The sequence below is a fragment of the Stenotrophomonas sp. CASM101 genome (assembly GCF_049384845.1).
GTDB classification, from domain to species: Bacteria; Pseudomonadota; Gammaproteobacteria; order Xanthomonadales; family Xanthomonadaceae; genus Stenotrophomonas; species Stenotrophomonas hibiscicola.
The window spans coordinates 24,965-48,524 of the sequence record NZ_JBMRFR010000009.1; the positions used below are offsets into that span (position 1 = coordinate 24,965).

Sequence of the window (23,560 nt, forward strand, 5' to 3'; positions counted from 1 at the left end):
GTCTGCCCTGGCTTTGGCGGACGGTGCGTGGGGATTCGCCAGAATCCGCTGGAGTCTTTTTCCTTCGCTTTTGAGTTGTTGGGTCTCCGGTACGCCAACCCGCACCGTCCGCCACCTTGCATCTGCAGGTGGCCTGCCGACTGCGAGGAGCTCCACCATGTCCACCCACCCGCTGTTCCCCCAGCTGCACGCCCTGATCGGCGATGCGGCCCACCTGCTGCCTGCCGACGTCGCCGAGCGTGTCGAAGTGCTGCTGGATGACCCCAAGGACCTGCTGCCCGCCCTGCTGGCGCGCATGGATGGCCGCGACGCCGCCGACGGCCAGCGGCTGGACGTGCAGGGGGCCAGCCCGGCGCAGGCCGCCACGATGGCCGGCCTCAGCCGCACGCTTGCCGGTCTGAACACCCTGATCCAGCTACTGCACGCCGCCGAAATCGCGCGGGAGCAGGGCGGTGCCCGCCAGCAACTCAATCCCGATGTCGTCGACGGCCTGCTGCTCGGCGCCCGCGAACTGGCCCGCTACGCCCGCCTGCAGCTGGAGTAGATCCACGCCACGCGTGGATACGCTTCGGTAGTGCCGGCCGCTGGCCGGCAACCGAGTCGTCCCGTAGATCCACGCCGCGCATGGATACGCTTTGGTAGTGCCGGCCGCTGGCCGGCAACCGAGTCGTCCAGTAGATCCACGCCACGCGTGGATACGCTTTGGTAGTGCCGGCCGCCGGCCGGCAACCCGGCCTCAACCCCCGGCCAACCCCAGATACCGCGCATGCAGCTGTTCCACCTGCACCTGCAGGTCCTCCGGCTGCCCATCATTGACCACCACGTCATCGGCCAACGCCAACCGCTGCGCGCGGCTGGCCTGGGCAGCAATCATCCGGTCGGCCAGCGCCGCGTCGATACCATCGCGCTGCATCAGCCGGGCGTGCTGCACGGCCTCCGGCGCGTCCACCAGCAGCACCCGGTCCAGCCATGGGTAGGCCTTCCGCCCACCCACCTCGGTCAGCAGCGGAATGGCGGCAACCGCATAGGGGCTCTCAGCTTGCTCGCACTGCTGCTGCATCAGCAGGCGGATAGCCGGGTGGGTGATCGCTTCCAGCGCCGTCCGCTCGGCCGGATCGGCGAACACGTGAGCGCGCAGGCGGGCCCGGTCCAGGCTGCCATCGGCCAGCAGCATGTCGGCGCCGAAGCGCTCGGCGATGCGGGCCAGCGCCGGGCTGCCGGCGGCCACCACGGCCCGTGCGGCCAGATCGGCATCGGCCACCACAATGCCCAGCGCCTCGAAGCGCCGGGTCACTTCGGTCTTGCCGGAGGCGATGCCCCCGGTCAGGCCAACCACATAGCGGCTCATGGGGACTCCCCTCAGCGCAGCCCGCTCATCACCAGGTACTGATCCACCAGCGGTGCGCCCCACATGAAGTACAGCCAGCCGGCGATGGCCAGATACGGCCCGAAGGGAATGGGCGTGGCGCGGTCACGGCCCCGGCTGTACAGCCAGATCGAGCCGATGATGGCGCCCAGCACCGACGACAGCAGGATGATCGGCAGGATGCCCTTCAGCCCGCACCAGGCGCCCAGCGCGGCCAGCAGCTTGAAATCACCGTGGCCCATACCTTCCTTGCCGGTCAGCTGCTTGAACAGCCACCAGACCATCCACAGCGACAGGTAGCCCACCGCCGCGCCGACCAATGCAGGCTTTGCCGGCATGTACAGGTTGTCGATGTTGCCTATCAGGCCCAGCCACATCAGTGGCAGGGTCAACTGATCGGGCAGCAGCTGGGTGCGCAGGTCGATGCCGGACAGGGCGATCAGGAAGCAGGTCAGCACGATGGCGCCAAAGCCCTGCCAGCCGAATCCGAACTGCCAGACGCAAGCCAGCACCAGCACCGAGGTCAGCGCCTCCACCAGCGGGTACTGCAGCGAGATCGGCGCCTTGCAGTGGCGGCACTTGCCGCCCTGGATGATCCAGCTGAACAGCGGGATGTTCTCGTACCAGCTCAGCTTGTGCTTGCAGTGCGGGCAGTGCGACGGCTCCACCACGATCCCCGGTGGGGGTGGTTCATAGAAGTCCGGTTCCTCCAGGACTTCGCGCGCATCGCGCTTCCACTGCCACTCCAGCCGCTTGGGCAGCCGCAGGATGACCACGTTCAGGAAACTGCCCAGCAGCAGTCCCAGGGCGGCCGCGGCGGGGTAGCCGAGGCCGGGGTGCTGGTCGAGAAATGCCATTGATACCTTTAGCCGACGACGGCGCCGAGTTTGAAGATGGGGAGGTACATGCCGATGACCATACCGCCCACCACGATGCCTATGAAGATCATGATCATCGGTTCCAGCAGGCTGCTCAAGGCATCCACGGCATTGTTGACTTCCTGTTCATAATACTCCGCCACCTTGAACAGCATCGAATCCAGAGCGCCTGCCTCTTCACCGATGCCGGTCATCTGGATGACCATGTGCGGGAACAGGTTCAGCTGCTTCATGGCCACATTGACCGGATAGCCGACCGACACGTCGTCGCGCATCCGGAGTACGCCTTCCTCATAGACCTTGTTGCCGGTAGCGCCGGCAACGATGCCGAGCGCCTCCACCAGCGGCACGCCGGCCTTGAAGGTCACCGCCGTGGTGCGGGCGAAGCGGGCGATCGAGCTGTTGTGCATGATCTGGCCGATCACGGGCACCCTCAGGATCAGCCGGTCCATGGTGTGCTGCATCTTGGGTGATCGATTGTAGGCCATGGTGAACGCCACGACGCTGCCAATCGCCACGATCGCCATCAGCCACCACCACGAAACCATGAAGCGCGAAAGGTTCACGATCATCTGGGTAAACGCGGGCAGGTCTGCGCCGAAACCGCGGAAGACTTCCTCAAACTGCGGTACGACGAAGATCAGCATGATGGCACTGACCAGTAGCGCCACGACCACCACCATGGCCGGATAGAACAGCGCCTTCTTGATCTTGCCCTTCAGCGCTTCGATGTTTTCCTTGTAGGTGGCGACCGTGTCCAGCACCGTTTCCAGTACACCGGCACCCTCACCAGCCCGGACCAGGTTCCGATAGAGTTCGTCGAACTGCACAGGATGCTTGCTGACCGCCTCATATAGCGAGGAGCCGCCTTCGATATCGGCGCGAATCCCGTCCACCATCTTCTTCATGCGTGGGTTCTTGTGCCCACTGGCAATGATGTCCAGCGCCGAGACGATCGGCACACCGGACTTCATCATCGTCGCCATCTGACGGCTGAAAAAGGCAATATCCTTCGGCGTAACCTTGCTGCCGGCTGCTCCGAACAGTGGCTTCGGCTTGGGCTTTACCGTGCCGGGGTTGATGCCCTGGCGCCGCAGTTCCGCACGCAGCAGATTCGCGTTCTTGGCGACCTGCTCCCCTTTCATCTTCACGCCCCGCTTGTCGGTCCCCTCCCAGACAAACGGTTGCAGCTCCGTGGTGGCGCGGGCCACGGGCTCTTTCTTGATCGCACTGCGACTGACAGACATGTTGGCTCCCCAAGGCCCGCCATCCCCAGGCGGGCATCATGACCGGCGATGGTAGCTGGTTCGGGGCTGTCAGGGGAGTGTGCCAGCGTGACGCTGCGCAGGTTTTTTGACCTGCGGAGACGAAAGGTGACGCACCGCGTCACATTGCCGCGTCCATCGCAGATTCGGCCAAAGGGGGTTCCCATCCGCGAAATTGCTGCCATCATGGGCGCGGGGAAATCGGGGAGGCGCTGCCATGGGAGATTGGCACGCAACCTGCGTTGATCCACCCGCGGGGACGGGTAGCCTGCTCAACTGGCCATTGGCCGGTCGGCCGCCACCCCGACATCAACCACCACTTATCTTGGGGACGTACCACCATGAAGAACCAGAAGGGCTTCACCCTGATCGAACTGATGATCGTCGTTGCGATCATCGCGATCCTGGCCGCCATTGCCATCCCGCAGTACAACGATTACACCGCACGCGCTCAGTTGACCGAGGCTTTCACCTTGGCTAGCGGCCTGAAGACTCCGATTGCCGAGGCTTATGCTCAGGACAACACTGCGGCCAATTCTTGTGTCGTGCCGACGGGTTCGGTCACCGCTGGTAAGTATGTTGCCGCAGTTAAGGCGACGCCGGCTGCCGCCAGCTGCGCTGTCGAAGCGAAAATGAATGCTGCGGGTGTCAACGATAAGGTCAAGAGTGCGACTATCACGCTGACCTACACTCCGGCCGATGGTAAGTGGGCCTGCAAGAGCAGCGTCGACTCCGCCATTACGCCGAAGGCATGCGAAGCTACCGCTGCAGCTGGCGGCGGCTAATCTAAGTTGCATGCGCCCAAAAAGCCCCGGCAATGCCGGGGCTTTTTGTTGGCATACATTGTCCTGTCTATTCACGCTGCGCGTTGGGGAGCGCCTCCATGAACAAGCAATCCGGTTTTACTCTGATCGAGTTAATGATTGTTGTAGCAATCATCGCCATTCTGGCAGCTATCGCCATCCCGCAATACAACGACTACACCGCACGGGGCCAGTTGTCTGAGGCCGTTGTGCTACTGGGCGGACTGAAAACGCCGGTGGCCGAGCAGTTCGCCAATAGCAACGGCGCCTCTTCCTGCGCCCTGCCGGACAGCGCAGTCGTCACTGGCAAGTATGTCGACGGCATCGAGGCGACAGCAGCGGTTCCTTGTGTCATCACGGCAACGATGAAGGCCACAGGCGTGAACGACAAAGTGAAGTCCGCCACTGTCACCATCACCTATGCCGCGAATTCCGGCATCTGGGATTGCAAGACCGATGCTCCGGCTGAAGTAGCGCCCAAAGGCTGTCCTCACGGTTGATGCCTCTGGGCATTCCGCATAGGCGGTGTGTCGGGTAGGCTGCGCGGGGGAGTAGGAGTACATGCATGAACACAGTCGTCACCGCCAACCTTGTCGGCATCACCGGCCTGGCCCGTCGCCTAGTACAGGACGGCGCCCTTGATGAGGCCACCGCCCGCGACGCCATGGCCAAGGCCACGGCCGCCCGCCAGCCGCTGCCGACGTGGTTCGCACAGAACAAGCTGGTCAGTGCCTCGCAGCTCGCCGCCGCCAATGCGGTCGAGTTCGGCATGCCGCTGTTCGACGTGTCCACGTTCGACGCCAGCCAGAACGCGATGAGCCTGGTCAGCGAGGAGCTGCTGCGCAAGCACAACGTGCTGCCGCTGTTCAAGCGCGGCGGCAAGCTGTTCGTGGGCACCAGCAACCCGACCCATGCGCTGGACGAGATCAAGTTCCACACCAATCTGGTGGTGGAGCCGATCCTGGTTGATGAAGACCAGATCCGCCGTACGCTGGAGCAGTGGCACGCCAGCCACGATGCCATCGGCAACGCGCTGGGCGGCGATGACGAGGGCATGGGCAACTTGGACGTCGCGGCCGGTGACGAAGATCTCGGCGCCAGCACCGGCGACTCCGGCATCGACGCCAAGGGCGATGACACCCCGGTGGTGAAGTTCGTCAACAAGGTGCTGGTCGATGCGATCCGCAAGGGCGCCTCGGATATCCACTTCGAGCCCTACGAAGACGATTACCGCGTGCGCCTGCGCATCGACGGCCTGCTGAAGATGGTCGCGCGCGCGCCGGTGAAGCTGAACCAGCGCATTGCCGCGCGCCTGAAGGTGATGGCGCAGCTGGACATCGCCGAAAAGCGCGTGCCGCAGGACGGGCGCATCAAGCTCAACCTGTCCAAGACCAAGCAGATCGATTTCCGCGTCAGCACGCTGCCGACCCTGTTCGGTGAAAAGGTGGTGCTGCGTATCCTGGATGGCAGCGCGGCCAAGCTGGGCATCGACAAACTGGGCTACGAGCCGGACCAGCAGAAGCTGTTCCTGGATGCGATCCACAAGCCTTACGGCATGGTGCTGGTGACCGGCCCCACCGGTTCGGGCAAGACCGTTTCGCTGTATACCGCGCTGGGCATCCTCAACGACGAGACGCGCAATATTTCCACCGCCGAAGACCCGGTGGAAATCCGCCTGCCCGGAGTCAACCAGGTGCAGCAGAACAACAAGCGTGGCATGACCTTCGCTGCGGCGCTGCGCTCGTTCCTGCGACAGGATCCGGACATCATCATGGTCGGCGAAATCCGCGACCTGGAGACGGCCGAGATTGCGATCAAGGCGGCGCAGACCGGCCACATGGTGCTTTCCACGCTGCATACCAACGATGCGCCGCAGACCATCGCGCGCCTGATGAACATGGGCATCGCGCCGTACAACATCACCAGCTCGGTGACGCTGGTGATCGCGCAGCGCCTGGCACGCCGGTTGTGCCCGAACTGCAAGCGCCCGGCGAACCTGCCGGAGCACGCGCTGCTGGCCGAGGGCTTCACCCAGGCGCAGCTGGATGCGGGTATCCAGTTGTATGAGGCGGTGGGCTGCGATGAGTGTACCGAGGGCTACAAGGGCCGAACGGGTATCTATCAGGTGATGCCGATGACCGATGAGATCGCCACCATCGTGCTGGCCGGTGGCAATGCACTGCAGATTGCAGAGGCGGCGCAGCAGATCGGGGTGAACGACCTGCGGCAGTCTGCGTTGATGAAAGCTGCGGCCGGGATCACCAGCCTGGCGGAGATCAATCGCGTTACCAAGGATTGAGGTAGAGCCGAGCCCATGCTCGGCTGAGGTACCGAAGAGCAGCCGAGCGTGGGCTCGGCTCTACAGTAGATCCACGCCATGCGTGGATGATCGGCCACGGATCCCATAGTAGTTCCACGCCATGCGTGGATGGCGCGGTCCCGACCACCGCGCAGCCGGGCATGGGCTCGGCTCTACTCCATCCCCAGCTTCTTCAGCTTGTAGCGCAGCGCGCGGAAGGTAATCCCCAACTGCGCAGCCGTGCGGGTCTTGTTCCAGCGGTTCTCCTCCAGCGCGCGCTGGATGGCGCTGCGCTCCAGCTGCTCGATGTACGAGGGCAGGGCGGCGCTGCCGGGCTGCAGGTCGGCCACGGCTTCGGCGGGCGCGGCACTGCCCGGCGCACGCGGGGCGTGCTGCGGCAGGCGCAGGTCGTCGGCACCGATGCGGTCTTCTTCGGCCAGTGCCAGCGCGCGTTCCAGGATGTTCTCCAGCTCGCGCACATTGCCCGGGAACGCATAGTGGGCCAGCGCTTCCAGCGCCGACGGCGCCAGCAGCGGGGTGGCGCGGCCGTGGCTGCGGGCCAGCCGCGCCAACACGGCAGCGGCCAGTTCCGGCAGGTCCTGGCGGCGCTCGCGCAGTGGCGGCACCTTCAACTCGATCACGTTGATGCGGTAGTACAGATCGTGGCGGAAGCGCCCGTCCTCGACCAGCTCGGCCAGGTCCTTGTGGGTGGCCGAGAGGATGCGTACGTCCACCGGCTCTTCGTTGGCCGCACCGACCGCGCGCACCGACTTTTCCTGGATGGCGCGCAGCAGTTTCACCTGCATCTGCAGCGGCAGCTCGGCCACTTCGTCCAGGAACAGGGTGCCGCCGTGCGCGGCCTGGAACAGGCCGGGCTTGTCGGCATGCGCGCCGCTGAAGCTGCCTTTGCGGTGACCGAAGAATTCGCTTTCCATCAGCTCGCCGGGAATGGCGCCGCAGTTGACCGGCACGAACGGCCCGGCCGCGCGCGCGCCCTGGGCGTGGATGGTGCGAGCAACCAGTTCCTTGCCAACCCCGGATTCACCGAGGATGTAGACCGGCGCCTGGCTGCGCGCGACCTTGCTGATGGTGGTGCGCAGTACGTCCATGGCCGGCGAAGCGCCGAGCAGGCGTGCTGCCTGTTCGGTGGCGGGGCCGGGCGCAGGGCGTTCGCTGTTGTTGAGTTCCAGCGCGTGCTTGACCAGGCCACGCAGTACCGAGATGTCCACCGGCTTGCTGACGAAGTCGAAGGCACCGGCCTTCAGCGCTTCCACGGCCAGGTCCATGCTGCCGAACGCGGTGATCATCGCCACCGGCGTGCGCGGGTAGTGCTGGGCGATCTCGCTGACCAGCTCGATACCGTTGCCATCCGGAAGCCGCATGTCGGTGATGCACAGATCGTACGGATTGCTGGCCAGCAGCTCGCGGGCTTCGGCCAGGTTGGCGGCGGTACTGATGCGCAGGCCCATGCGGCCAAGGGTCAGTACCAGCAGTTCGCGGATGTCGCGTTCATCGTCGACGACGAGGGCGCTGCGGGTTTCGTTCATGGGCGTGAAAGATAAACGAGGGGGCTGGAAGCGACAAATGTTTGACGCACAGATCTGCAATCAGGTGGGCAGCAGCGTGTGGGGGCCGGGCAGCACCAGGCGGAAGCAGGAGCCGCCGGCGGGCACGGGAATGTAGTCCAGGCGTGCCTGGTTGGCCCGGCACAACTCGCGGGCGATATACAGGCCCAGCCCGGTGCCGTGCTCGGAGGTGGTGAAGAACGGACGGAACAGCTGTGCGGCCACGCTCTCGGGAATGCCGGGGCCACGGTCCATCACGTCGATCACCGCGCTACGTTCGTGTTGTGCCACGCGCAGGCGCACCCGCGCCGGCTGCTGGCCGATGCGGCCGTACTTCAATGCGTTGTGCACCAGCACGGTGAGCACCTGGTACAGGTGCTTGGCGTCGACCTGCGCCATCACCGCCGTATCGCTGATGATCGGTTCGATGCTGTCGGTTTCCAGCGTCTGGCCTTGTTTGTACTCCAGCACGAAGCGGCGCACGAAGGCGACCAGGTCGACGTTCTCGGGCGTGGCGCGTTCGCGTCGTGCCAGCCCCAGCACGCTTTCGACGATGCCATTGGTGCGCTGGCATTGCTGGCGGATGATCTGCAGCAGGCGGCGGTCGCTTTCGTTGAAGCCGGTGCCTTCTTCCAGCAGCTGCACGGCATAGTTGATCGCCGCCAGCGGGTTGCGGATTTCATGGGCGAGGCTGGCCGAGAAGCGGCCCATGGCCGACAGGGTGAGCGATTCGGCGCGCCGCGAGACCACGCTGGAATCGTCCAGGAACACCAGGGCCAGCTCGCTGCCCGCCAGCAGGCGGGCGAAGCGCGGTTGCACTTCCGGCTGGTCGGGGTTGAGCTGCAGCGGCAGTTCGTCCTGCGCCCAGCCGTTGCGCCAGCGCTGCAGGCGGCGCGCCAGTTCCGGCGCGGCACTGGCCAGATCCAGGCGTCCTGTCTCACCGATGCCGTCATTGTCACCGAGCAGCATCGAGGCCGCTTCATTGGCCAGGGTGATGCGGTTGTCGGCGTCTACCACCAGCACGCCAGTGCGCATGCGGCGGATGATCAGTTCGTTGATCTGGAACAGGTTGGCTACTTCGTCGCCGCGCTGGTTGGCCAGCTGCTGGTTGCGGCGTGCGCGGCTGCCCACCTGGTAGCTGATGAAGGCCAGCGCCAGGTAGCTGGTGGCGAACATGGCCAGCTCGGCCAGCGTGCGGGTGGGATCGCCGCCTTCCAGCACTTTCCACAGGTATTCGGTACCGGTGGCCAGGCTGGCCGCGACTGCCAGGCCCAGCCCCCAGCTCAGCGGCAGCAGGGTGGCGGCCGCGGCGATGTTGAACAGCAGCGACATCGAGATGCCGGCGCTGGCGCCGGGCAGGGCGTGCGCCAGCAGGGTGGCGGCGATGATATCCGCCAGCACGCTGGTGACCACGATGGGGCGCAGCCAGCGTTCGTTGCGGCCGATCGCCAGGGCCAGCAGCGACAGCACCAGATAGATGGCCGCAACGGTATCGGCCAGGCGCGGATGGTGGGCCTCGCCGACCATGCCGGACAGGGGGCTGTAGAGCAGGCCGGCGATGACTGCGGCGATCAGCACCCGGTACAGCGCGAAGAAGTACAGCTCACGCCGCGGAATCGATTCGATGCGGTCGATCAATGAAGCACTGGGTGACACGCCGGAACTCCCCTTCTGGCTGCCTGGGTCTGGAATCTGCGGCGGGCCTGCCTGGCATCCCCTGAGGCCGGGCGGGCACGTCGCGTCGATGTAGTGTCGAGCGTGCTCGAGAGGGCCAGTATAGGGCCCCTGCGCTGGCGCCGCGGGACCGCCCCGCATCGCGCATTTGGCCCGCCGCGGAGACCGGAGGCCAGCGCCACGGCGGGCGCAACTGCCTGAATGACCGCGAAAATCCGCCCGCGTCTGGCGTTTTGTACAGACTTCTTTGCGCCCCGGCGCCGGCTCGGCCACAATAGTGGGCCCGCCGCGGTCCGTGCCGGTGCCTCTTCCAGGGGCCCTGAGGAATTGCGTGCGGTCGTTCCTATTCCCACGGTGACGCATGAATTTCCACGAATACCAGGCAAAACAACTGCTTGCCGAATACGGCATCCCGGTCCCGGCCGGCAAGGTCGCGGCGACCCCGGACGAGGCGGTTGAAGTCGCCCAGTCGCTGGGCCAGGGCCCCTGGATGGTCAAGGCGCAGATCCACGCTGGCGGCCGCGGCAAGGCTGGCGGCGTCAAGTTCTGCAAGACCGTCGATGATGTGAAGGCCGCAGCGGCCAAGATGCTCGGCACCAAGATGGCCACCTACCAGACCGCCGGCGTCGAGCTGCCGATCAACCTGGTGCTGGTGACCACCGCCGGTGAGATCGTCAAGGAGCTGTACCTGTCGGTCCTGGTGGATCGCGGCACCCGCACCATCAGCTACATCGCCTCTTCCGAAGGCGGCATGGAAATCGAGCAGGTCGCTGCCGAGACCCCGGACAAGATCCACACCCTGAACGTGGACTTCGTCGAAGGCGTGCAGGGTTACCACGGCCGTGACATCGGCTTCAAGATGGGCCTGACCGCCAAGCAGGCCGGCCAGTTCGCCAACATCATGGTGAACCTGTACCGCATCTTCAACGAAAAGGACCTGGCGCTGGTTGAGATCAACCCGCTGGCCATCCTGGACGATGGCAACCTGTACGCGCTGGACGGCAAGTTCAACAGCGACGACAACGCCAACTTCCGCCACAAGGAACTGGTCGCGATGCGCGACAAGTCCCAGGAAGATGAAACCGAAGTGACCGCTTCGGAGCTGGACATCAACTACGTCACCATGGACGGCAACATCGGCTGCATGGTGAACGGTGCCGGCCTGGCCATGGCCACCATGGACGTCATCAAGCTCAACGGCGGCGAGCCGGCGAACTTCCTGGACGTGGGCGGCGGTGCCAACAAGCAGCGCGTCATCGAAGCGTTCAAGCTGATCCTGTCCTCGGACAAGGTTGAAGGCATCTTCGTCAACATCTTCGGCGGCATCGTCCGCTGCGACATGATTGCCGAAGGCATCATCGCCGCCGTGAAGGAAGTGGGCGTCAAGGTTCCGGTCGTGGTGCGCCTGGAAGGCACCAACGTGGAAGAAGGCAAGCAGCTGCTGCGTGACAGCGGCATGGCCATCATCCCGGCTGACAACATCAACGACGGCGCCAAGAAGGTCGTTGAAGCGGTCAAGAACGCCGCCTGATCCACGACACCGAAGGAAATTCCCATGTCTGTTTTGATTAACAAGAACACCAAGGTGATCGTGCAGGGCTTCACCGGCCAGCAGGGCACCTTCCACGCCACTCAGATGATCGAGTACGGCACCCAGGTTGTTGGCGGCGTGACCCCGGGCAAGGGTGGCACCACCCACATCGACCTGCCGGTCTTCAACACCGTTGCCGACGCCGTGCAGAGCACCGGCGCCAACGCGTCGGTCATCTACGTGCCGCCGCCGTTCGCGGCCGATGCGATCCTGGAAGCCGCTGCTGCCGGCATCAAGGTCATCGTCTGCATCACCGAAGGCATCCCGGTGCTGGACATGCTGCGCGTCAAGAACGTGCTGACCCGTTCCTACCCGGACACCGTCCTGATCGGTCCGAACTGCCCGGGTGTCATCACCCCGGGTGAGTGCAAGATCGGCATCATGCCGGGCCACATCCACAAGCCGGGCAAGATCGGCATCGTATCGCGTTCGGGCACCCTGACCTATGAAGCGGTCAAGCAGACCACCGAAGTCGGCCTGGGCCAGTCCACCTGCATCGGCATCGGTGGCGACCCGATCAATGGCCTGAACTTCGTCGACTGCCTGAAGCTGTTCAACGAAGACCCGCAGACCGAAGGCATCATCATGGTCGGCGAAATCGGCGGTGACGCCGAGGAAGCCGGTGCCGAGTACATCAAGAACCACGTGAAGAAGCCGGTCGTCGGTTTCATCGCCGGTGCGTCGGCTCCGGCCGGCAAGCGCATGGGCCACGCCGGTGCGATCGCCTCGGGCGGCAAGGGCACTGCCGAAGGCAAGTTCGCCGCCATGGAAGCTGCTGGCGTCGTCACCGTCCGTTCGCCGGGCGACCTGGGCGCTGCCATCGCCAAGCTGGTGAAATAAGAACGACTGCCTCTGGCAGCCGATTCTGTAGAGCCGAGCCCACGCTCGGCTTGCTTTGGAAAAGCCGCCCTCGGGCGGCTTTTCTGCGTCTGGCGGCCGCCTGGTCGGCCCATCCACGCATGGCGTGGATCTACTGAGCCGGGGCTGTCCACGCAGTGAACGCCCCCGGCGCGCGCACGACGCGGCGCTACAATGGGCGCATTGCAACCACAGGCTGATTCCCATGGCTTCGATCCGCATCGCGATGGCGCAGTTCGATTTCCCGGTCGGCGATGTCGCCGGCAACACCGAGCGCATCATCGAGATGATCGGACAGGCGCGCGACGAGTATGGCGCCGAGCTGGTGATGTTCCCCGAGCTGGCAGTGAGCGGTTATCCGCCGGAGGACCTGCTGCTGCGTCCCGGCTTCCTGTACGAATGCGAGCAGGCGATGGGCCGTATCGCTGCTGCCTGCCGTGGCATCACCGCCGTGGTCGGCTGGCCGCAGGCGGCTGGTGCGGTGGTCTACAACGCCGCCAGCGTGCTGCGCGATGGCCTGCTGGAGCAGACCTACCGCAAGCGCGAGCTGCCCAACTACGCGGTGTTCGACGAGCGTCGCTACTTCGATGTCGATCCGGACGGCGGCAGCTGTGTGTTCGAGGTCAATGGCATTCCGGTGGGTTTGCTGATCTGCGAGGACCTTTGGTTCGCCGAGCCGCTGGCCGACACCGTGCGCGCGGGGGCGCAACTGGTGGTAGTGCCCAATGCCTCGCCGTACGAGCGGGGCAAGCACGCCCAGCGCGACGCGGTGCTGGCCGCACGCACCCGCGAGAGCGGGGCGGCCATCGCCTATCTCAACGTGGTCGGTGGCCAGGATGCGCTGGTGTTCGACGGCGCGTCGGTGGTGGCAGATGGTGACGGCACGGTACACCCGGCTGCCGCTGCCTTCGTCGACCAGTGGCTGGTGGTGGAGTACGACGGTGAGACCCGCCGCTTCATGCCGCACGTGTGGATGGACGATGGCGACGAGAGCATGGACGCGCTGGCCTGGCGTGCCGTGACCCGTGGCATCCAGGACTACTGCCGCAAGAACGGCTTCAAGAAGGTGTGGCTGGGGCTGTCCGGTGGCATTGATTCGGCGCTGGTACTGGCGCTGGCGGTCGACGCGCTCGGCGCTGGGAACGTTACCGCCGTGCGCCTGCCGTCGCGCTATACCGCCGGCATGTCCAACGACCTGGCCGCCGAGCAGTGCCAGGCACTGGGCGTGAAGCTGGAAGCGGTCTCGATCGAGCCGGCGTTCAAGGGCCTGATGGAATCGCTGGCGCCGATGTTCGAAGGCACCGCGCCGGACGTGACCGAAGAGAACCTGCAGTCGCGCAGCCGCGGGGTGATCCTGATGGCACTGGCCAACAAGTTCGGCGGCCTGTTGCTGACCACCGGCAACAAGAGCGAGTACGCCGTCGGCTACGCCACCATCTACGGCGACATGTGCGGTGGCTATGCGCCGTTGAAGGACCTGTACAAGACCGAGGTGTTCGGCCTGTCCAAATGGCGCAATACCGTGGGCGGCGCGCCGGTGATTCCGCCGGCGGTGATCAGCCGCCCGCCATCGGCCGAGCTGCGCGAGAACCAGCTGGACCAGGATTCGCTGCCGGCCTATGACGTGCTGGACGGCATCCTGTACCGCTACATCGACCAGGAACAGTCGCGCACGGAGATCGTGGCCGCCGGCTACGACGCGGCCGTGGTTGACCGCGTGCTGCGCCTGGTACGCATCAGCGAGTGGAAGCGGCACCAGGCCGCGCCGGGGCCGAAGGTGTCGCGCCGGGCGTTCGGTCGCGAGCGTCGCTACCCGATCAGCAACGGCTACAAGGGCTGAGGCAACGGTGGGTGGGCAGTGCCGGCCGCTGGCCGGCAACCCGTCGGCCCTCTCCGGTGGGTGCGGACCGTGGTCCGCACGGTGGTCGAAGATCATCCACGCGTGGCATGGATCTACGGGACTTCGTCGAGCAGCTGTTCGATGCCGGCAGTTTCCGCAGCGTCGCTGAAGTGGCCATCCTCAAACCGCGCACGTACGAACGCCAGGCCATCCGCCGCCGCCGCGTCCAGCGTGCCGCGGTGATCGACCGGATAGCGCCGGAACGCGACCGGCTCGCCTCGCAGGGCCAGGCCTGCGGCATACAGCAGGGTGGTCAGATAGGGCACATCGCGGTCCTCGCTGCCGTGGCCCAGCATCAGCGGTTGGCTGAAGCCGCGGCGCGGTACGCCAAGGTAGTCGTACAGCACGGCCCAGATGCCCGGCACGTGGGTCAGCGGTGCAGTGAACATGCTGCCGGTGTCCGCGCCGTCCAGGGTGACGGCCAGTTCGCCCAGGCACTGCTCGCGTGCCACCGCCACCCGCGCGCGGCCTTCATCGCTGAGGACGCGGTCGATCTGCGGCGCGGCCTGCAGCAGGCCATCGAGCAGATACGCGTGATACGCGTTGAGCGCGCCCGGATTGGCGGTGCGGTTGTCGGGCTTCATCACCAGCGCGGTCAGTTCGACTGCGGTGGGCGTTCCGGTGGTGAAGCTGCCGCGGTACTGCAACGACGGCCCACCATAGGAGGGGGCGATGTGGCCCGCCGTGAGCGCGGCGGCACCGCCCTGCGAATGGCCGACCGAGACCCAGCGCGGCGACAGCGTCCCGTTGCCGAGGTACTGGCGGCTGGCCTTGATCATGTCGATGGCGTTGCGCGCGGCAGTGCGCACATGCAGATAGGCATGGCTGCCTGGACTGCCCAACCCCTGGTAATCCGCCGCGACCACGGCATAGCCCTGCGCCAGGAACTGATCGAGGAAGCGCCCGTCGCGCGCGGGCTGGTACGGGCCGGAGACCGAAGGCGCACAGCGATCGGCGATGCCCTGCGTGCCATGCGCCCAGGACACGACCGGCCAGCCGCCCGCCGGCGCCGTGCCGGCGGGCAGGTACAGCAGGCCGGTGCCTTCGGCCAGTTGGCCGCGATGATCCGGGGTACGGTAGTACAGCTTGTAGGCGTGCGCGGCCTTGGAGGGCACCCACGACGCGCGATAGGGGGCTGCAGACAGCAGATCGCCCGGTGCTGCCGGTGCGGCAGCCAGGGAGGCCGAGGACAGCGCCAGCAGGGCAGTGGCGAGGAGGCAGGCGCGGGGACGGAAATGGCGTGGCGGTGGGGTCATGAGGCGCTCCTTCACGGCCGGGATGGCCGTTGCGCCGCAGTGTGGAGGGGCTCGCCCGCGCCGATTGGGACCGGCGTCGCATCCGCCGGGGATTCGTAGAATTCCTAGTGTCGTGGTCCATGGGCGCACGAACCATCCACGCATGGCGTGGATAACCGACAAAGAAAAGGCCCCTTGCGGGGCCTTTTTCTTATTTCTTTTCCAGTCGCGCGTTGCGCTGGCCGGTGCTGGCGGACTTCTCGCCAGCGAACGGGTTCAGCTTGCGGATCATCCATGGGTACTTCGGCCACTTGCCTTCCAGCCACGGGTGGTCCGGCTGGTTCAACTGCAGGACGCGGCGCGCATCATCGGCCAGGGTCTTGTTGCCCAGGTGGGTGTAGGAATCGGCCAGGACAGCGATGGCGTCGTACTGGAACGCGCTCTGCGGATAGGTTTCCAGCAGGTAGTTGGCGCGGCCGGCGGCCGAGACCCAGGCGCCGCGGCGCATGTAGTACAGGGCGTTGTCCAGTTCGTGCTGGGCGAATACGTCACGCAGTTCCAGCATGCGCTGGCGCGCATCGGCGGCGTAGCGGCTGTTCGGATAGCGGTCCACCACGATGTTGAAGTCCGAATACGCCTGGTGCGGCGTGGACAGGTCGCGGCGGCTGGCATCCAGTGACCATACGCGACGCAGGAAAACCGTACTGCGGTTGGAGTTCGCCAGGCCGCGCAGGTAGTACAGGTACGCGATGTTGCGGTGGGTCGGGTAGGTACGGATGAAGCGGTCGATGCTGGACACCGCGTCATCGTGCTTGCCGGCCTTGTACTGGGCGTAGGCGGTCTCGATCATCGCCTGCTCGGTGTACGGACCGTACGGATACTGGGCCACCAGGCGGCGGAAGCTGGCCTCGGCGCCGCTCCAGTTGCCGCCCTGCATCAGCTTGTGGCTTTTCTCGTACAGCTGTTCGACCGGCACGCCTTCATCGGGGCGATCACCCTTCTTGGCGCCGCGATGGCAGCCGGTGGCGGCGATGACCAGCACCAGCAGCAGGGCGGTGAGGCGGACGGGCGCGGAGAGCATGGCGGAGCGTCGGATCATGGGGTCGAGGCGGGACGCGGCTGGAATACGAAGGGTCGATGATAGCCTAGTGTCCTGTCCAGCGACTGAAACCGGCCGCCGGGACCCCAAAATTTCAAAGAATGCCCCCTGCCATGTCTGAACAACCCTCTGAATCGGCCCGCCAGGCCATCGTCCCCGACACCGCTGCCGGGCGCCGTTTCGACGCCGTTGTGGCCGAACTGTTCCCCGAATACTCGCGTTCGCGCCTGACCGAATGGATCAAGGCCGGGGAGGTGCTGCTGGACGGTGCCCAGGTGCGCCCGCGCGATCCGCTGCGCGGCGGCGAGGTGGTGACCCTCAACGTGGTACTGGAAACCCAGACCGACGCCCAGCCGGAGGACATCCCGCTGGACGTGCTGTTCGAGGACGAGCACCTGCTGGTGATCAACAAGCCGGTCGGCCTGGTGGTACACCCGGGCGCGGGCAACCACAGCGGCACCCTGGTCAACGCCCTGCTGTTCCGCGACCCGTCGGTGGCGGTGCTGCCGCGCGCCGGCATCGTGCATCGCCTGGACAAGGACACCAGCGGCGTGATGGTGGTGGCCAGGACCCTGGAAGCGCAGACCGCGCTGGTCGAGCAGCTGGCGGCACGTGACGTGCACCGTCAGTACCTGGCCATCGTGATGGGCGCGCTGGTGGCCGGTGGTACTGCCGATGCCCCGATCGACCGCCACCCGCGCGATCGCCTGAAGATGGCGGTGCGTGAGGACGGCAAGGAAGCGGTGACCCACTACCGCCTGCGCGAGCGCTTCCGGGCACACACCGCGCTGGAGTGCCGCCTGGAAACCGGTCGTACCCACCAGATCCGCGTGCACATGGCGCACGTGCGCCATCCGATCATCGGCGACCCGCTGTATGGCGGCGCGCTGAAGCTGCCCAAGGGCGCCAGCGACGAGCTGGTGGCCGCGCTGCGCGGCTTCAAGCGCCAGGCCCTGCACGCCGAGACGCTGGAGTTCACGCACCCGATCACCGGTGAGCCGGTGCGCAACACTGCGCCGGTGCCGGAGGACATGCTGCACCTGATGAAGGTGCTGCGCGAAGACAGCGAAGCCTTCGCCGCACGCGAGCGGGACCGCTGGTGATGGCCGCCGCGCTGCCCTTGCTGCAGGCGGACTGGCCGGCGCCTCCGGGCGTCCATGCGCTGACCACGCGCCGGCACGGTGCGGGCATCTCGCCGGCGCCGTTCGCGCAGTTCAACCTGGGCAACCGGCACGCGGCCGATGGTGATACCCCCGCCAACGTCGAGCACAACCGCCAGCTGCTGCAGCAGGGGTTGGCGCTGCCGTCGGCCCCGCACTGGCTGCGCCAGGTGCACAGCAGCACCGTGCTGCGATTCAACGCGCCGCCGGTGCCGGGTGCCGCCGAGCCGGTGGCCGACGCCGCGGTGACCTCGGTGCCCGGCGTGGTGCTGGCGATCCTGACCGCCGACTGCCTGCCGGTGGTGTTCGCCGCCGCAGACGGCAGCGAGGTGGGCGCGGCCCATGCCGGCTGGCGGGGGCTGGCCGACGGCATGCTGGAGGCCACCGTGGCGGCCATGCAGACGCCGCCGGCGCAGTTGCGCGCCTGGCTGGGACCGGCAGCCGGGCCGGCCGATTACGAGATCGGTGAAGAGGTCTACCACGCCTTCGTCGGACACGATCCGGCCGCCGAGGTGGCGTTCGCAGCGACCCGCGCAGGTCATTGGAAGGTGGACCTGTTCGCGTTGGCCCGCCAGCGCCTGCAGGCGGCGGGCATGGACCCGGCGCAGGTATACGGCGGCACGGTGTCGACCATGGCCGATCCGGACCTGTACTCGCACCGGCGCGACCGCCGCACCGGACGCATGGCGACGTTGGCCTGGATCGCACCCTGACTACGCCCCTGTTTGCACGGGTGCTGGGGCCGGCCTTCGCCACCCTGGCACCGCCGGTGCAGGCGCTGCACGCCGCACCACAGCCGTGCCGCTACGTGGGGAAGGCGCGGATCCAGCGCGGGCGTCACGGGCTGGTGCCGCTGCTGGCCGCAGTGGCACGGTTGCCGAAGAGCGGCGACGCGCTGCCAACCGAAGTGGTATTCAGCACACACGGGCAGGGCGAGCAATGGGCGCGGCGGTTCGGCCGCTGGCCAATGGTGTCGCGGCTGTGGGCGCACGACGGGCATCTGCGCGAGCAGTTGGGCGCGGTGCGCTTCGAATTTGATCTGCAGGCCCGCGAGGGTGGCATCGACTGGTTGGTGCGCCGGGTCTGGGCGTTCGGGCTGCTGCCGCTGCCAAGGCGCTGGTTTGATGGCGCGCGTTGCCGCGAAGCCTGGCAGGGCGAGCGTTACACTTTCCTGGTCGATGTGACGCTGCCCTGGGTGGGAGCCCTGATCCGCTATGAAGGCTGGCTCGAACCGCGGTGAGGCCGCCGCCGAGGCTGGGACCGCGGTGATCGTATTCGATGGCGTATGCGCGCTGTGCAACCGCTGGGTGCGCTTCCTGCTGCGCTTCGACCGCAGGGGGCGCTATCGCTTTGCGGCGATGCAGGGCGCACAGGGCAGCGCGATGCTGCGCGCGCACGGGCTGGACCCGCAGGACCCGATGTCGTTCCTGCTGCTGGACGCACAGGGTGCCTGGACCGATACCGATGCGATCCTGCGCGTACTGGCCGGGCTGGGCGGCGCCTGGCGCCTGGCCGGCGTGCTGCGGCTCGTGCCGCGCGGCTGGCGTGATGCGGCGTATCGCGCGCTGGCACGCAACCGCTACCGCTGGTTCGGCCGGCATGAGGCCTGTTACCTGCCCGCACCGGAGCAGGCCGCGCGGTTCCTGGATTGATCGCCTGTCTTTTGTAGAGTCGAGCCATGCTCGACTTGCTTTTTTCTCCTGCCAATAGCAGCCGAGCATGGCTCGGCTCTACAAAACGCAGCCGAGCATGGCTCGGCTCTACAGGAACGCGTGCTTCAACCCTCCAGCGCGTCCAGGTAGCTGCGGCGCCAGTGGTTGATGTCGTAGGTGCGCAGGTGCTCCATCATCGCGTGCCAGCGCTCCTTGCGCCTGCTCAGCGACATCGTGGCTGCGGTGGCGATCGCATCGGCCACGCCATCCAGATCATGCGGGTTCACCAGCAGTGCCTGCTTCAGTTCGTCGGCGGCGCCAGCCAGCAGTGACAGCACCAGCACGCCCGGATCCTCCGGGTCCTGCGACGCCACGTATTCCTTGGCCACCAGGTTCATGCCATCGCGCAGCGGCGTGACCAGGCCGACCGCCGCCGCCCGGTAGAAGCCGGTGAGCGTGGCATGTGTGAAGTTCTGGTTGACGTACCGCAGCGGCGTCCAGTCCGGCTCGGCATGGCCGCCGTTGATGTGGCCAGCGATCTGCTCCAGCTGGCTGCGCAACTGCCGGTACTCGGTGACATCACCGCGCGAGACCGGGGCGATCTGCAGGTAGGTCAACGAGCCGCGCTGGTCAGGGTGGCGCTGCAGGTAGCGCTCGAAGCCAAGGAAGCGCTCGGGGAGGCCCTTGGAATAGTCCAGGCGATCCACGCCGATTGCCAGCTGGCGGTCGCGCAGGCTGGCGCGAAGATTCTTCACGGCGGTCTTGGTGGCGGCTGTGCCGGCCTGGCGTGCGATCAGCTCGGTGTCGATGCCGATCGGGAAGGCTGCTGCACGGAAGCGGCGCCCGCCCGGCGCTTCCAGCTCGCCGTTGTCGAGCACGCGTCCGCCGCCGAACAGGCGCAGGTAGGTCTGGAAGCGATCGGCATCGCGCTGGGTCTGGAAGCCGACCAGATCGTAGGCATACAGCGCCGAAAACAACCGCAGGTGATCGGGCATCGCCTGCAGCAGGTCCGCCGACGGCATCGGGATGTGCAGGAAGAAGCCGATGCGGCAGCCGATGCCGCGCTCGCGCAGCAGCGCGCCGAGCGGAATCAGGTGATAGTCATGGATCCAGACGATGTCATCCTCGCGCAGCAATGGCGCGAGCTTGTCGGCGAACAGCGCATTGACCTTGTGGTAGGTCTCGCGGGTACCGCGGTCATAGTCGACCAGATCCAGGCGGAAGTGCAGCAGTGGCCACAGCGTGCGGTTGGCAAAGCCGTTGTAGTAGCCATCGACCTCGCGCTTGCTCAGGTCCATGGTGACGTAGTCGATGTCACCGTCCTTCTGCCGGTGCAGCGTGCCGCTGCCTTCCTTTACGGTCTTGCCGCTCCAGCCGAACCACAGGCCGCCGCGCTCCTTCAGGGCGGCCAGCAGGCCGACCGCCAGCCCGCCTGCGCGGTTCTCGCCGGGCACGGCCACACGGTTTGAAACCACGACCAGACGACTCACGATGCCTCCTGCCAGGACCGCGACAGGCGCATCGCGGCGGTGATCAGGCCGACGTGCGAATAGGTCTGCGGGAAATTGCCCCAGGCCTCGCCGCTGTCGAAGGCCAGATCCTCCGACAGCAGGCCCAGGTGGTTGCGCTGCTTCAGCAGCAGCTCGAACATCTCGCGTGCTTCATCCATGCGCCCGATCGCCGCCAGCGCATCGATGTACCAGAACGTACAGATGGTGAAGCTGGTTTCCGGTTCGCCGAAGTCATCCGGCGCGACGTAGCGGTACAGCGAATTGCCGTGCTTGAGGTCGCGGCCGATGGCATCGACGGTGGCAATGAACCGGGCGTCCATCGCGTCGATGAAGCCGATGTCGGCCAGCAGCAGCAGCGAGGCATCCAGGCGATGGCCGCCGAAGGTATCGGTGAAGTGGCCCAGCTCCTCGCTCCAGGATTCGGCCATGATGCGGGCGTGGATGGTGTCGGCGCGCTCGCGCCAATAGTGTGCGCGGTCATCACGCTTCAGGCGCACGGCGATCTTGCACAGGCGGTCGCACGCAGCCCAGCACATCGCGCTGGTGTAGGTGTGCACTTCGGTGCGGCCGCGGAATTCCCACAGGCCGGCATCGGGGACGTCGTGCAGGGCGAAGGCCTGTTCGCCCAGGGGTTCCAGGCGGGCAAACGTGTGCGCGTCGCCGGGATCCTGCAGGCGACGGTCAAAGAACAGCTGCGTGGACGCCAGCACCACGCTGCCGTACACGTCGTGCTGGCGCTGCACCCAGGCCAGGTTGCCGCGGCGCACCGGGCCCATGCCGCGGTAGCCGGACAGGCTGGGCACCTCATCCTCGTCCAGCTTGGCCTCGAAACCAATGCCATACAGCGGTTGCAGCGTACCGTCGGTGGTGGCCAGGTTGAAGATGTAACCGAGGAACTGTTCCATCGTGCGCGTTGCGCCCAGACGGTTCAGCGCGCGCACCACGAACGCCGCATCGCGCAGCCAGCAGTAACGGTAATCCCAGTTGCGCACGCTGCCGGGGGCTTCCGGAATGGAGGTGGTCATCGCCGCGATGATCGCGCCGCTGTCTTCGTACTGGCACAGCTTCAGCGTGATCGCACTGCGGATGACCGCGTCCTGCCACTCCAGGGGAATGGACAGGTAGCGCACCCATTCGCGCCAGTAGTCGCGGGTGCGCTGGAAGGCTTCCTGCACGTAGCCGCTGATCGAGCGGTTGAGCGATTCGTCCACGCCCAGGATCAGGTGGACGGGATGGCTGAGCACGAACGGCAGGCCGTCGCGCACGAAGCGGACCGGCACATCGGTGGTCAGCCGCAGCACGTGCTCGGGCAGGATCCAGCGCACATGGTTGCTGCCCCAGGTGGACTCCGGCACGCGCGCGCCCCAATCGGCCAGCGGGCGGGCGCGCACGGTGATGCGTGGGCTACCGGCCAGCGGGCGCACCTGGCGGATCAGGCTGACCGGCCGGTAGAAGCGGTCGTTCTGCCGCCAGCGGGGCGCGAAGTCGAGGATCTCCAGTTCGCCGCCGTGCGTGTCGCGCAGGACGGTGCGCAGGATCGCCGTATTGGTCAGGTACTCCTGCTCGCTGCTGGCGAAGTCTTCCAGCTCGATGGCGAAGTCACCACCGGTCTGCTGGTTGGGGCCGAGCAGGGCACAGAAGGTGGGGTCGCCGTCGAAGGTGGGCAGGCAGCTCCAGACAACGCGGGCACGTTTGTCGACCAGGGCGCCGAAGCTGCCGTTGCCGACCACGCCCAGATCAAGATCGGGTTGGGTCATCACGCGGTACATCTCGGTTGCGGCCGTGGGGGGGCCGGGTCAATAGGCATTCTCACGCAGCCAGGCGTGCACGCTGCGTATGTCGGGCAGCGCGAACACGGCCACGCTGGGTTCGCGTTCGCCCACCAGCACGCTCCAGCCATGCTGGCCGTTGGCAGCGTCGAAGCCGAATTCGTCGGTGAGGTCGTCACCGAGGAAGACGGGCAGGCGGCCACGGAAGGGCAGGTACTGCATCATCCTCCGCACCGCACGGCCCTTGTCGCTGCCAACCGGGACGAACTCGACCACGTGGTCGCCGGGTTGCAGGCGGTAACTGGAACGGCCGCGCACGTGGCGGTCGGCGAAGGCGCGCACATCGCTGGCGGCGTGCGGCGCGCCGCGCCAGTGCAGCGCCAGGCCGACACCCTTGTCTTCCACCAGCACGCCGGGGTGGCCATGGGCGAAGCGCATCGCCTGCTGGTGCAGCGCATGCAGCCACTCGGCGGTGTCGTCGTCGTGCTCCTCGCGCAGCACACGACCGTCCTCGCCGCGCAATTCATGGCCATGCAGGCCCGCGGCAGGCAGTTGCAGGGGAGCGAACAGTTGATCGAGCTGCTCAAGCGGGCGACCACTGACCAGTGCTACGGCACCTTCCAGGCGGTCGCTGATGCGGCCGATGGCGTCACGCACATCCGGCAGCAGCTGCACGGCATCCGGGCGCGCAGCGAACTCGATCAGGGTGCCATCGACATCGAGGAACAACGCACAGGCGTCGTCCAGCAATGGCGGTGGCGGACGCAGGGGGAGCGGTTCAGCCATGCGGCCCACCTTGCCAGCGTGGGCGTGTACGTGGGGTCGAGGGCAGGCTACGGATCAGCTTCGGTGGGTGCCGAGCGTTGGTCGGCACAAAGGGTCAGCCTGCATTGAACCCAGACAGTGCGGACCAACGGTCCGCACCCACCGAGAGC

The 23,560-nt window shown here is 66.5% G+C and carries 21 protein-coding genes; 11 read left to right on the forward strand and 10 right to left on the reverse strand.

Annotated features, from left to right (window positions below):
* Positions 1 to 157: 157 nt before the first annotated feature.
* Positions 158 to 544: a hypothetical protein gene (locus tag VG543_RS13570; protein WP_423178723.1), complete on the forward strand. Its 387-nt coding sequence runs from the start codon at positions 158 to 160 to the stop codon at positions 542 to 544.
* Positions 545 to 736: 192 nt separating this feature from the next.
* On the opposite strand, the gene coaE is transcribed toward VG543_RS13570, so the two are convergent.
* The 3 genes from coaE to VG543_RS13585 are packed head-to-tail and all read right to left on the reverse strand — an operon-like array spanning position 737 to position 3,491.
* A complete protein-coding gene (gene coaE, locus VG543_RS13575) occupies positions 737 to 1,348 on the reverse strand; it encodes a dephospho-CoA kinase (RefSeq protein WP_155030019.1) in 612 nt (203 codons plus the stop codon).
* 11 nt (positions 1,349 to 1,359) lie between these two features.
* Entirely contained in the window at positions 1,360 to 2,223 is an 864-nt protein-coding gene (locus VG543_RS13580) for a prepilin peptidase (RefSeq protein ID WP_058981943.1), read from the reverse strand.
* Between the two features lie 8 nt (positions 2,224 to 2,231).
* Positions 2,232 to 3,491 (reverse strand): type II secretion system F family protein, encoded by a 1,260-nt coding sequence (locus VG543_RS13585; protein WP_423178722.1) that lies wholly within the window; start codon positions 3,489 to 3,491, stop codon positions 2,232 to 2,234.
* Between the two features lie 359 nt (positions 3,492 to 3,850).
* Here VG543_RS13585 and VG543_RS13590 point away from each other — a divergent pair, with 359 nt between their 5' ends.
* The 3 genes from VG543_RS13590 to pilB all read left to right on the forward strand — a co-directional run bounded on the left by VG543_RS13590 (position 3,851) and on the right by pilB (position 6,611).
* Positions 3,851 to 4,294, forward strand: a complete 444-nt coding sequence (locus VG543_RS13590) for a pilin (RefSeq protein ID WP_423178721.1) — start codon at positions 3,851 to 3,853, stop codon at positions 4,292 to 4,294.
* A gap of 98 nt (positions 4,295 to 4,392) precedes the next feature.
* Complete coding sequence (locus VG543_RS13595) at positions 4,393 to 4,812, forward strand: pilin (RefSeq protein ID WP_423178720.1); 420 nt, start codon at positions 4,393 to 4,395, stop codon at positions 4,810 to 4,812.
* 65 nt (positions 4,813 to 4,877) lie between these two features.
* Entirely contained in the window at positions 4,878 to 6,611 is a 1,734-nt protein-coding gene (pilB, locus tag VG543_RS13600) for a type IV-A pilus assembly ATPase PilB (protein WP_423178719.1), read from the forward strand.
* Between the two features lie 173 nt (positions 6,612 to 6,784).
* Here the strand turns inward: pilB and VG543_RS13605 are convergent, their stop codons facing one another.
* On the reverse strand, positions 6,785 to 8,158 hold the full coding sequence (locus VG543_RS13605) for a sigma-54-dependent transcriptional regulator (RefSeq protein ID WP_021204206.1): 1,374 nt from the start codon (positions 8,156 to 8,158) through the stop codon (positions 6,785 to 6,787).
* Positions 8,159 to 8,218: 60 nt separating this feature from the next.
* Positions 8,219 to 9,832, reverse strand: coding sequence for a sensor histidine kinase (locus tag VG543_RS13610; protein WP_288041438.1), 1,614 nt, complete (start codon positions 9,830 to 9,832; stop codon positions 8,219 to 8,221).
* A 379-nt stretch (positions 9,833 to 10,211) separates the two neighbouring features.
* On the opposite strand from VG543_RS13610, the gene sucC reads away from it, so the two are divergent.
* The 3 genes from sucC to VG543_RS13625 all read left to right on the forward strand — a co-directional run bounded on the left by sucC (position 10,212) and on the right by VG543_RS13625 (position 14,139).
* A complete protein-coding gene (gene sucC, locus VG543_RS13615) occupies positions 10,212 to 11,381 on the forward strand; it encodes an ADP-forming succinate--CoA ligase subunit beta (RefSeq protein WP_005418614.1) in 1,170 nt (389 codons plus the stop codon).
* 24 nt (positions 11,382 to 11,405) lie between these two features.
* On the forward strand, positions 11,406 to 12,281 hold the full coding sequence (sucD, locus tag VG543_RS13620) for a succinate--CoA ligase subunit alpha (RefSeq protein ID WP_005418610.1): 876 nt from the start codon (positions 11,406 to 11,408) through the stop codon (positions 12,279 to 12,281).
* 223 nt (positions 12,282 to 12,504) lie between these two features.
* Positions 12,505 to 14,139 carry an NAD+ synthase gene (locus VG543_RS13625; protein ID WP_021204204.1) on the forward strand — a complete coding sequence of 545 codons (1,635 nt, stop codon included), beginning with the start codon at positions 12,505 to 12,507 and terminating at the stop codon, positions 14,137 to 14,139.
* A gap of 113 nt (positions 14,140 to 14,252) precedes the next feature.
* On the opposite strand, the gene VG543_RS13630 is transcribed toward VG543_RS13625, so the two are convergent.
* The gene (locus VG543_RS13630; protein ID WP_206621696.1) at positions 14,253 to 15,455 is read right to left on the reverse strand and encodes a lipase family protein; all 1,203 of its coding nucleotides are present in this window, start codon (positions 15,453 to 15,455) and stop codon (positions 14,253 to 14,255) included.
* A gap of 190 nt (positions 15,456 to 15,645) precedes the next feature.
* The gene (locus VG543_RS13635; protein ID WP_423178718.1) at positions 15,646 to 16,533 is read right to left on the reverse strand and encodes an outer membrane protein assembly factor BamD; all 888 of its coding nucleotides are present in this window, start codon (positions 16,531 to 16,533) and stop codon (positions 15,646 to 15,648) included.
* Between the two features lie 113 nt (positions 16,534 to 16,646).
* Between VG543_RS13635 and rluD the strand changes: the two genes are divergently transcribed.
* Genes rluD through VG543_RS13655 form a run of 4 tightly spaced genes read left to right on the forward strand, consistent with a single transcriptional unit; the run spans position 16,647 to position 19,345 of the window.
* Positions 16,647 to 17,636 carry a 23S rRNA pseudouridine(1911/1915/1917) synthase RluD gene (gene rluD, locus VG543_RS13640; protein ID WP_111098290.1) on the forward strand — a complete coding sequence of 330 codons (990 nt, stop codon included), beginning with the start codon at positions 16,647 to 16,649 and terminating at the stop codon, positions 17,634 to 17,636.
* On the forward strand, positions 17,636 to 18,406 hold the full coding sequence (gene pgeF / locus VG543_RS13645) for a peptidoglycan editing factor PgeF (RefSeq protein WP_019660163.1): 771 nt from the start codon (positions 17,636 to 17,638) through the stop codon (positions 18,404 to 18,406). The genes rluD and pgeF overlap by 1 nt, the downstream gene beginning before the upstream one ends.
* A gap of 20 nt (positions 18,407 to 18,426) precedes the next feature.
* Complete coding sequence (locus VG543_RS13650; RefSeq protein WP_312546158.1) at positions 18,427 to 18,933, forward strand: DUF4166 domain-containing protein; 507 nt, start codon at positions 18,427 to 18,429, stop codon at positions 18,931 to 18,933.
* Positions 18,908 to 19,345, forward strand: a complete 438-nt coding sequence (locus VG543_RS13655) for a thiol-disulfide oxidoreductase DCC family protein (RefSeq protein WP_423178717.1) — start codon at positions 18,908 to 18,910, stop codon at positions 19,343 to 19,345. Before VG543_RS13650 ends, VG543_RS13655 begins: the two co-directional genes overlap by 26 nt.
* 125 nt (positions 19,346 to 19,470) lie before the next feature.
* Here VG543_RS13655 and otsA read toward each other — a convergent pair whose 3' ends face one another.
* The 3 genes from otsA to otsB are packed head-to-tail and all read right to left on the reverse strand — an operon-like array spanning position 19,471 to position 23,411.
* Positions 19,471 to 20,835 (reverse strand): alpha,alpha-trehalose-phosphate synthase (UDP-forming), encoded by a 1,365-nt coding sequence (otsA, locus tag VG543_RS13660; RefSeq protein WP_021202062.1) that lies wholly within the window; start codon positions 20,833 to 20,835, stop codon positions 19,471 to 19,473.
* On the reverse strand, positions 20,832 to 22,613 hold the full coding sequence (locus VG543_RS13665) for a glycoside hydrolase family 15 protein (RefSeq protein ID WP_031269310.1): 1,782 nt from the start codon (positions 22,611 to 22,613) through the stop codon (positions 20,832 to 20,834). Before VG543_RS13665 ends, otsA begins: the two co-directional genes overlap by 4 nt.
* Before the next feature lie 39 nt (positions 22,614 to 22,652).
* Positions 22,653 to 23,411 carry a trehalose-phosphatase gene (gene otsB / locus VG543_RS13670; RefSeq protein WP_021202060.1) on the reverse strand — a complete coding sequence of 253 codons (759 nt, stop codon included), beginning with the start codon at positions 23,409 to 23,411 and terminating at the stop codon, positions 22,653 to 22,655.
* Positions 23,412 to 23,560: the final 149 nt, after the last annotated feature.

Bases quoted from the DNA above. Each gene is read 5' to 3' on its own strand.
- pilB (WP_423178719.1), top strand. From the start codon at position 4,878: ATGAACACAGTCGTCACCGCCAACCTTGTCGGCATCACCGGCCTGGCC.
- rluD (WP_111098290.1), top strand. From the start codon at position 16,647: ATGTCTGAACAACCCTCTGAATCGGCCCGCCAGGCCATCGTCCCCGAC.
- sucC (WP_005418614.1), top strand. From the start codon at position 10,212: ATGAATTTCCACGAATACCAGGCAAAACAACTGCTTGCCGAATACGGC.
- VG543_RS13570 (WP_423178723.1), top strand. From the start codon at position 158: ATGTCCACCCACCCGCTGTTCCCCCAGCTGCACGCCCTGATCGGCGAT.
- VG543_RS13595 (WP_423178720.1), top strand. From the start codon at position 4,393: ATGAACAAGCAATCCGGTTTTACTCTGATCGAGTTAATGATTGTTGTA.
- VG543_RS13665 (WP_031269310.1), bottom strand. From the start codon at position 22,613: ATGACCCAACCCGATCTTGATCTGGGCGTGGTCGGCAACGGCAGCTTC.
- VG543_RS13655 (WP_423178717.1), top strand. From the start codon at position 18,908: ATGAAGGCTGGCTCGAACCGCGGTGAGGCCGCCGCCGAGGCTGGGACC.
- sucD (WP_005418610.1), top strand. From the start codon at position 11,406: ATGTCTGTTTTGATTAACAAGAACACCAAGGTGATCGTGCAGGGCTTC.
- VG543_RS13625 (WP_021204204.1), top strand. From the start codon at position 12,505: ATGGCTTCGATCCGCATCGCGATGGCGCAGTTCGATTTCCCGGTCGGC.
- VG543_RS13605 (WP_021204206.1), bottom strand. From the start codon at position 8,158: ATGAACGAAACCCGCAGCGCCCTCGTCGTCGACGATGAACGCGACATC.
- otsB (WP_021202060.1), bottom strand. From the start codon at position 23,411: ATGGCTGAACCGCTCCCCCTGCGTCCGCCACCGCCATTGCTGGACGAC.
- pgeF (WP_019660163.1), top strand. From the start codon at position 17,636: ATGGCCGCCGCGCTGCCCTTGCTGCAGGCGGACTGGCCGGCGCCTCCG.
- VG543_RS13635 (WP_423178718.1), bottom strand. From the start codon at position 16,533: ATGATCCGACGCTCCGCCATGCTCTCCGCGCCCGTCCGCCTCACCGCC.
- VG543_RS13630 (WP_206621696.1), bottom strand. From the start codon at position 15,455: ATGACCCCACCGCCACGCCATTTCCGTCCCCGCGCCTGCCTCCTCGCC.
- VG543_RS13585 (WP_423178722.1), bottom strand. From the start codon at position 3,491: ATGTCTGTCAGTCGCAGTGCGATCAAGAAAGAGCCCGTGGCCCGCGCC.
- VG543_RS13590 (WP_423178721.1), top strand. From the start codon at position 3,851: ATGAAGAACCAGAAGGGCTTCACCCTGATCGAACTGATGATCGTCGTT.
- VG543_RS13580 (WP_058981943.1), bottom strand. From the start codon at position 2,223: ATGGCATTTCTCGACCAGCACCCCGGCCTCGGCTACCCCGCCGCGGCC.
- coaE (WP_155030019.1), bottom strand. From the start codon at position 1,348: ATGAGCCGCTATGTGGTTGGCCTGACCGGGGGCATCGCCTCCGGCAAG.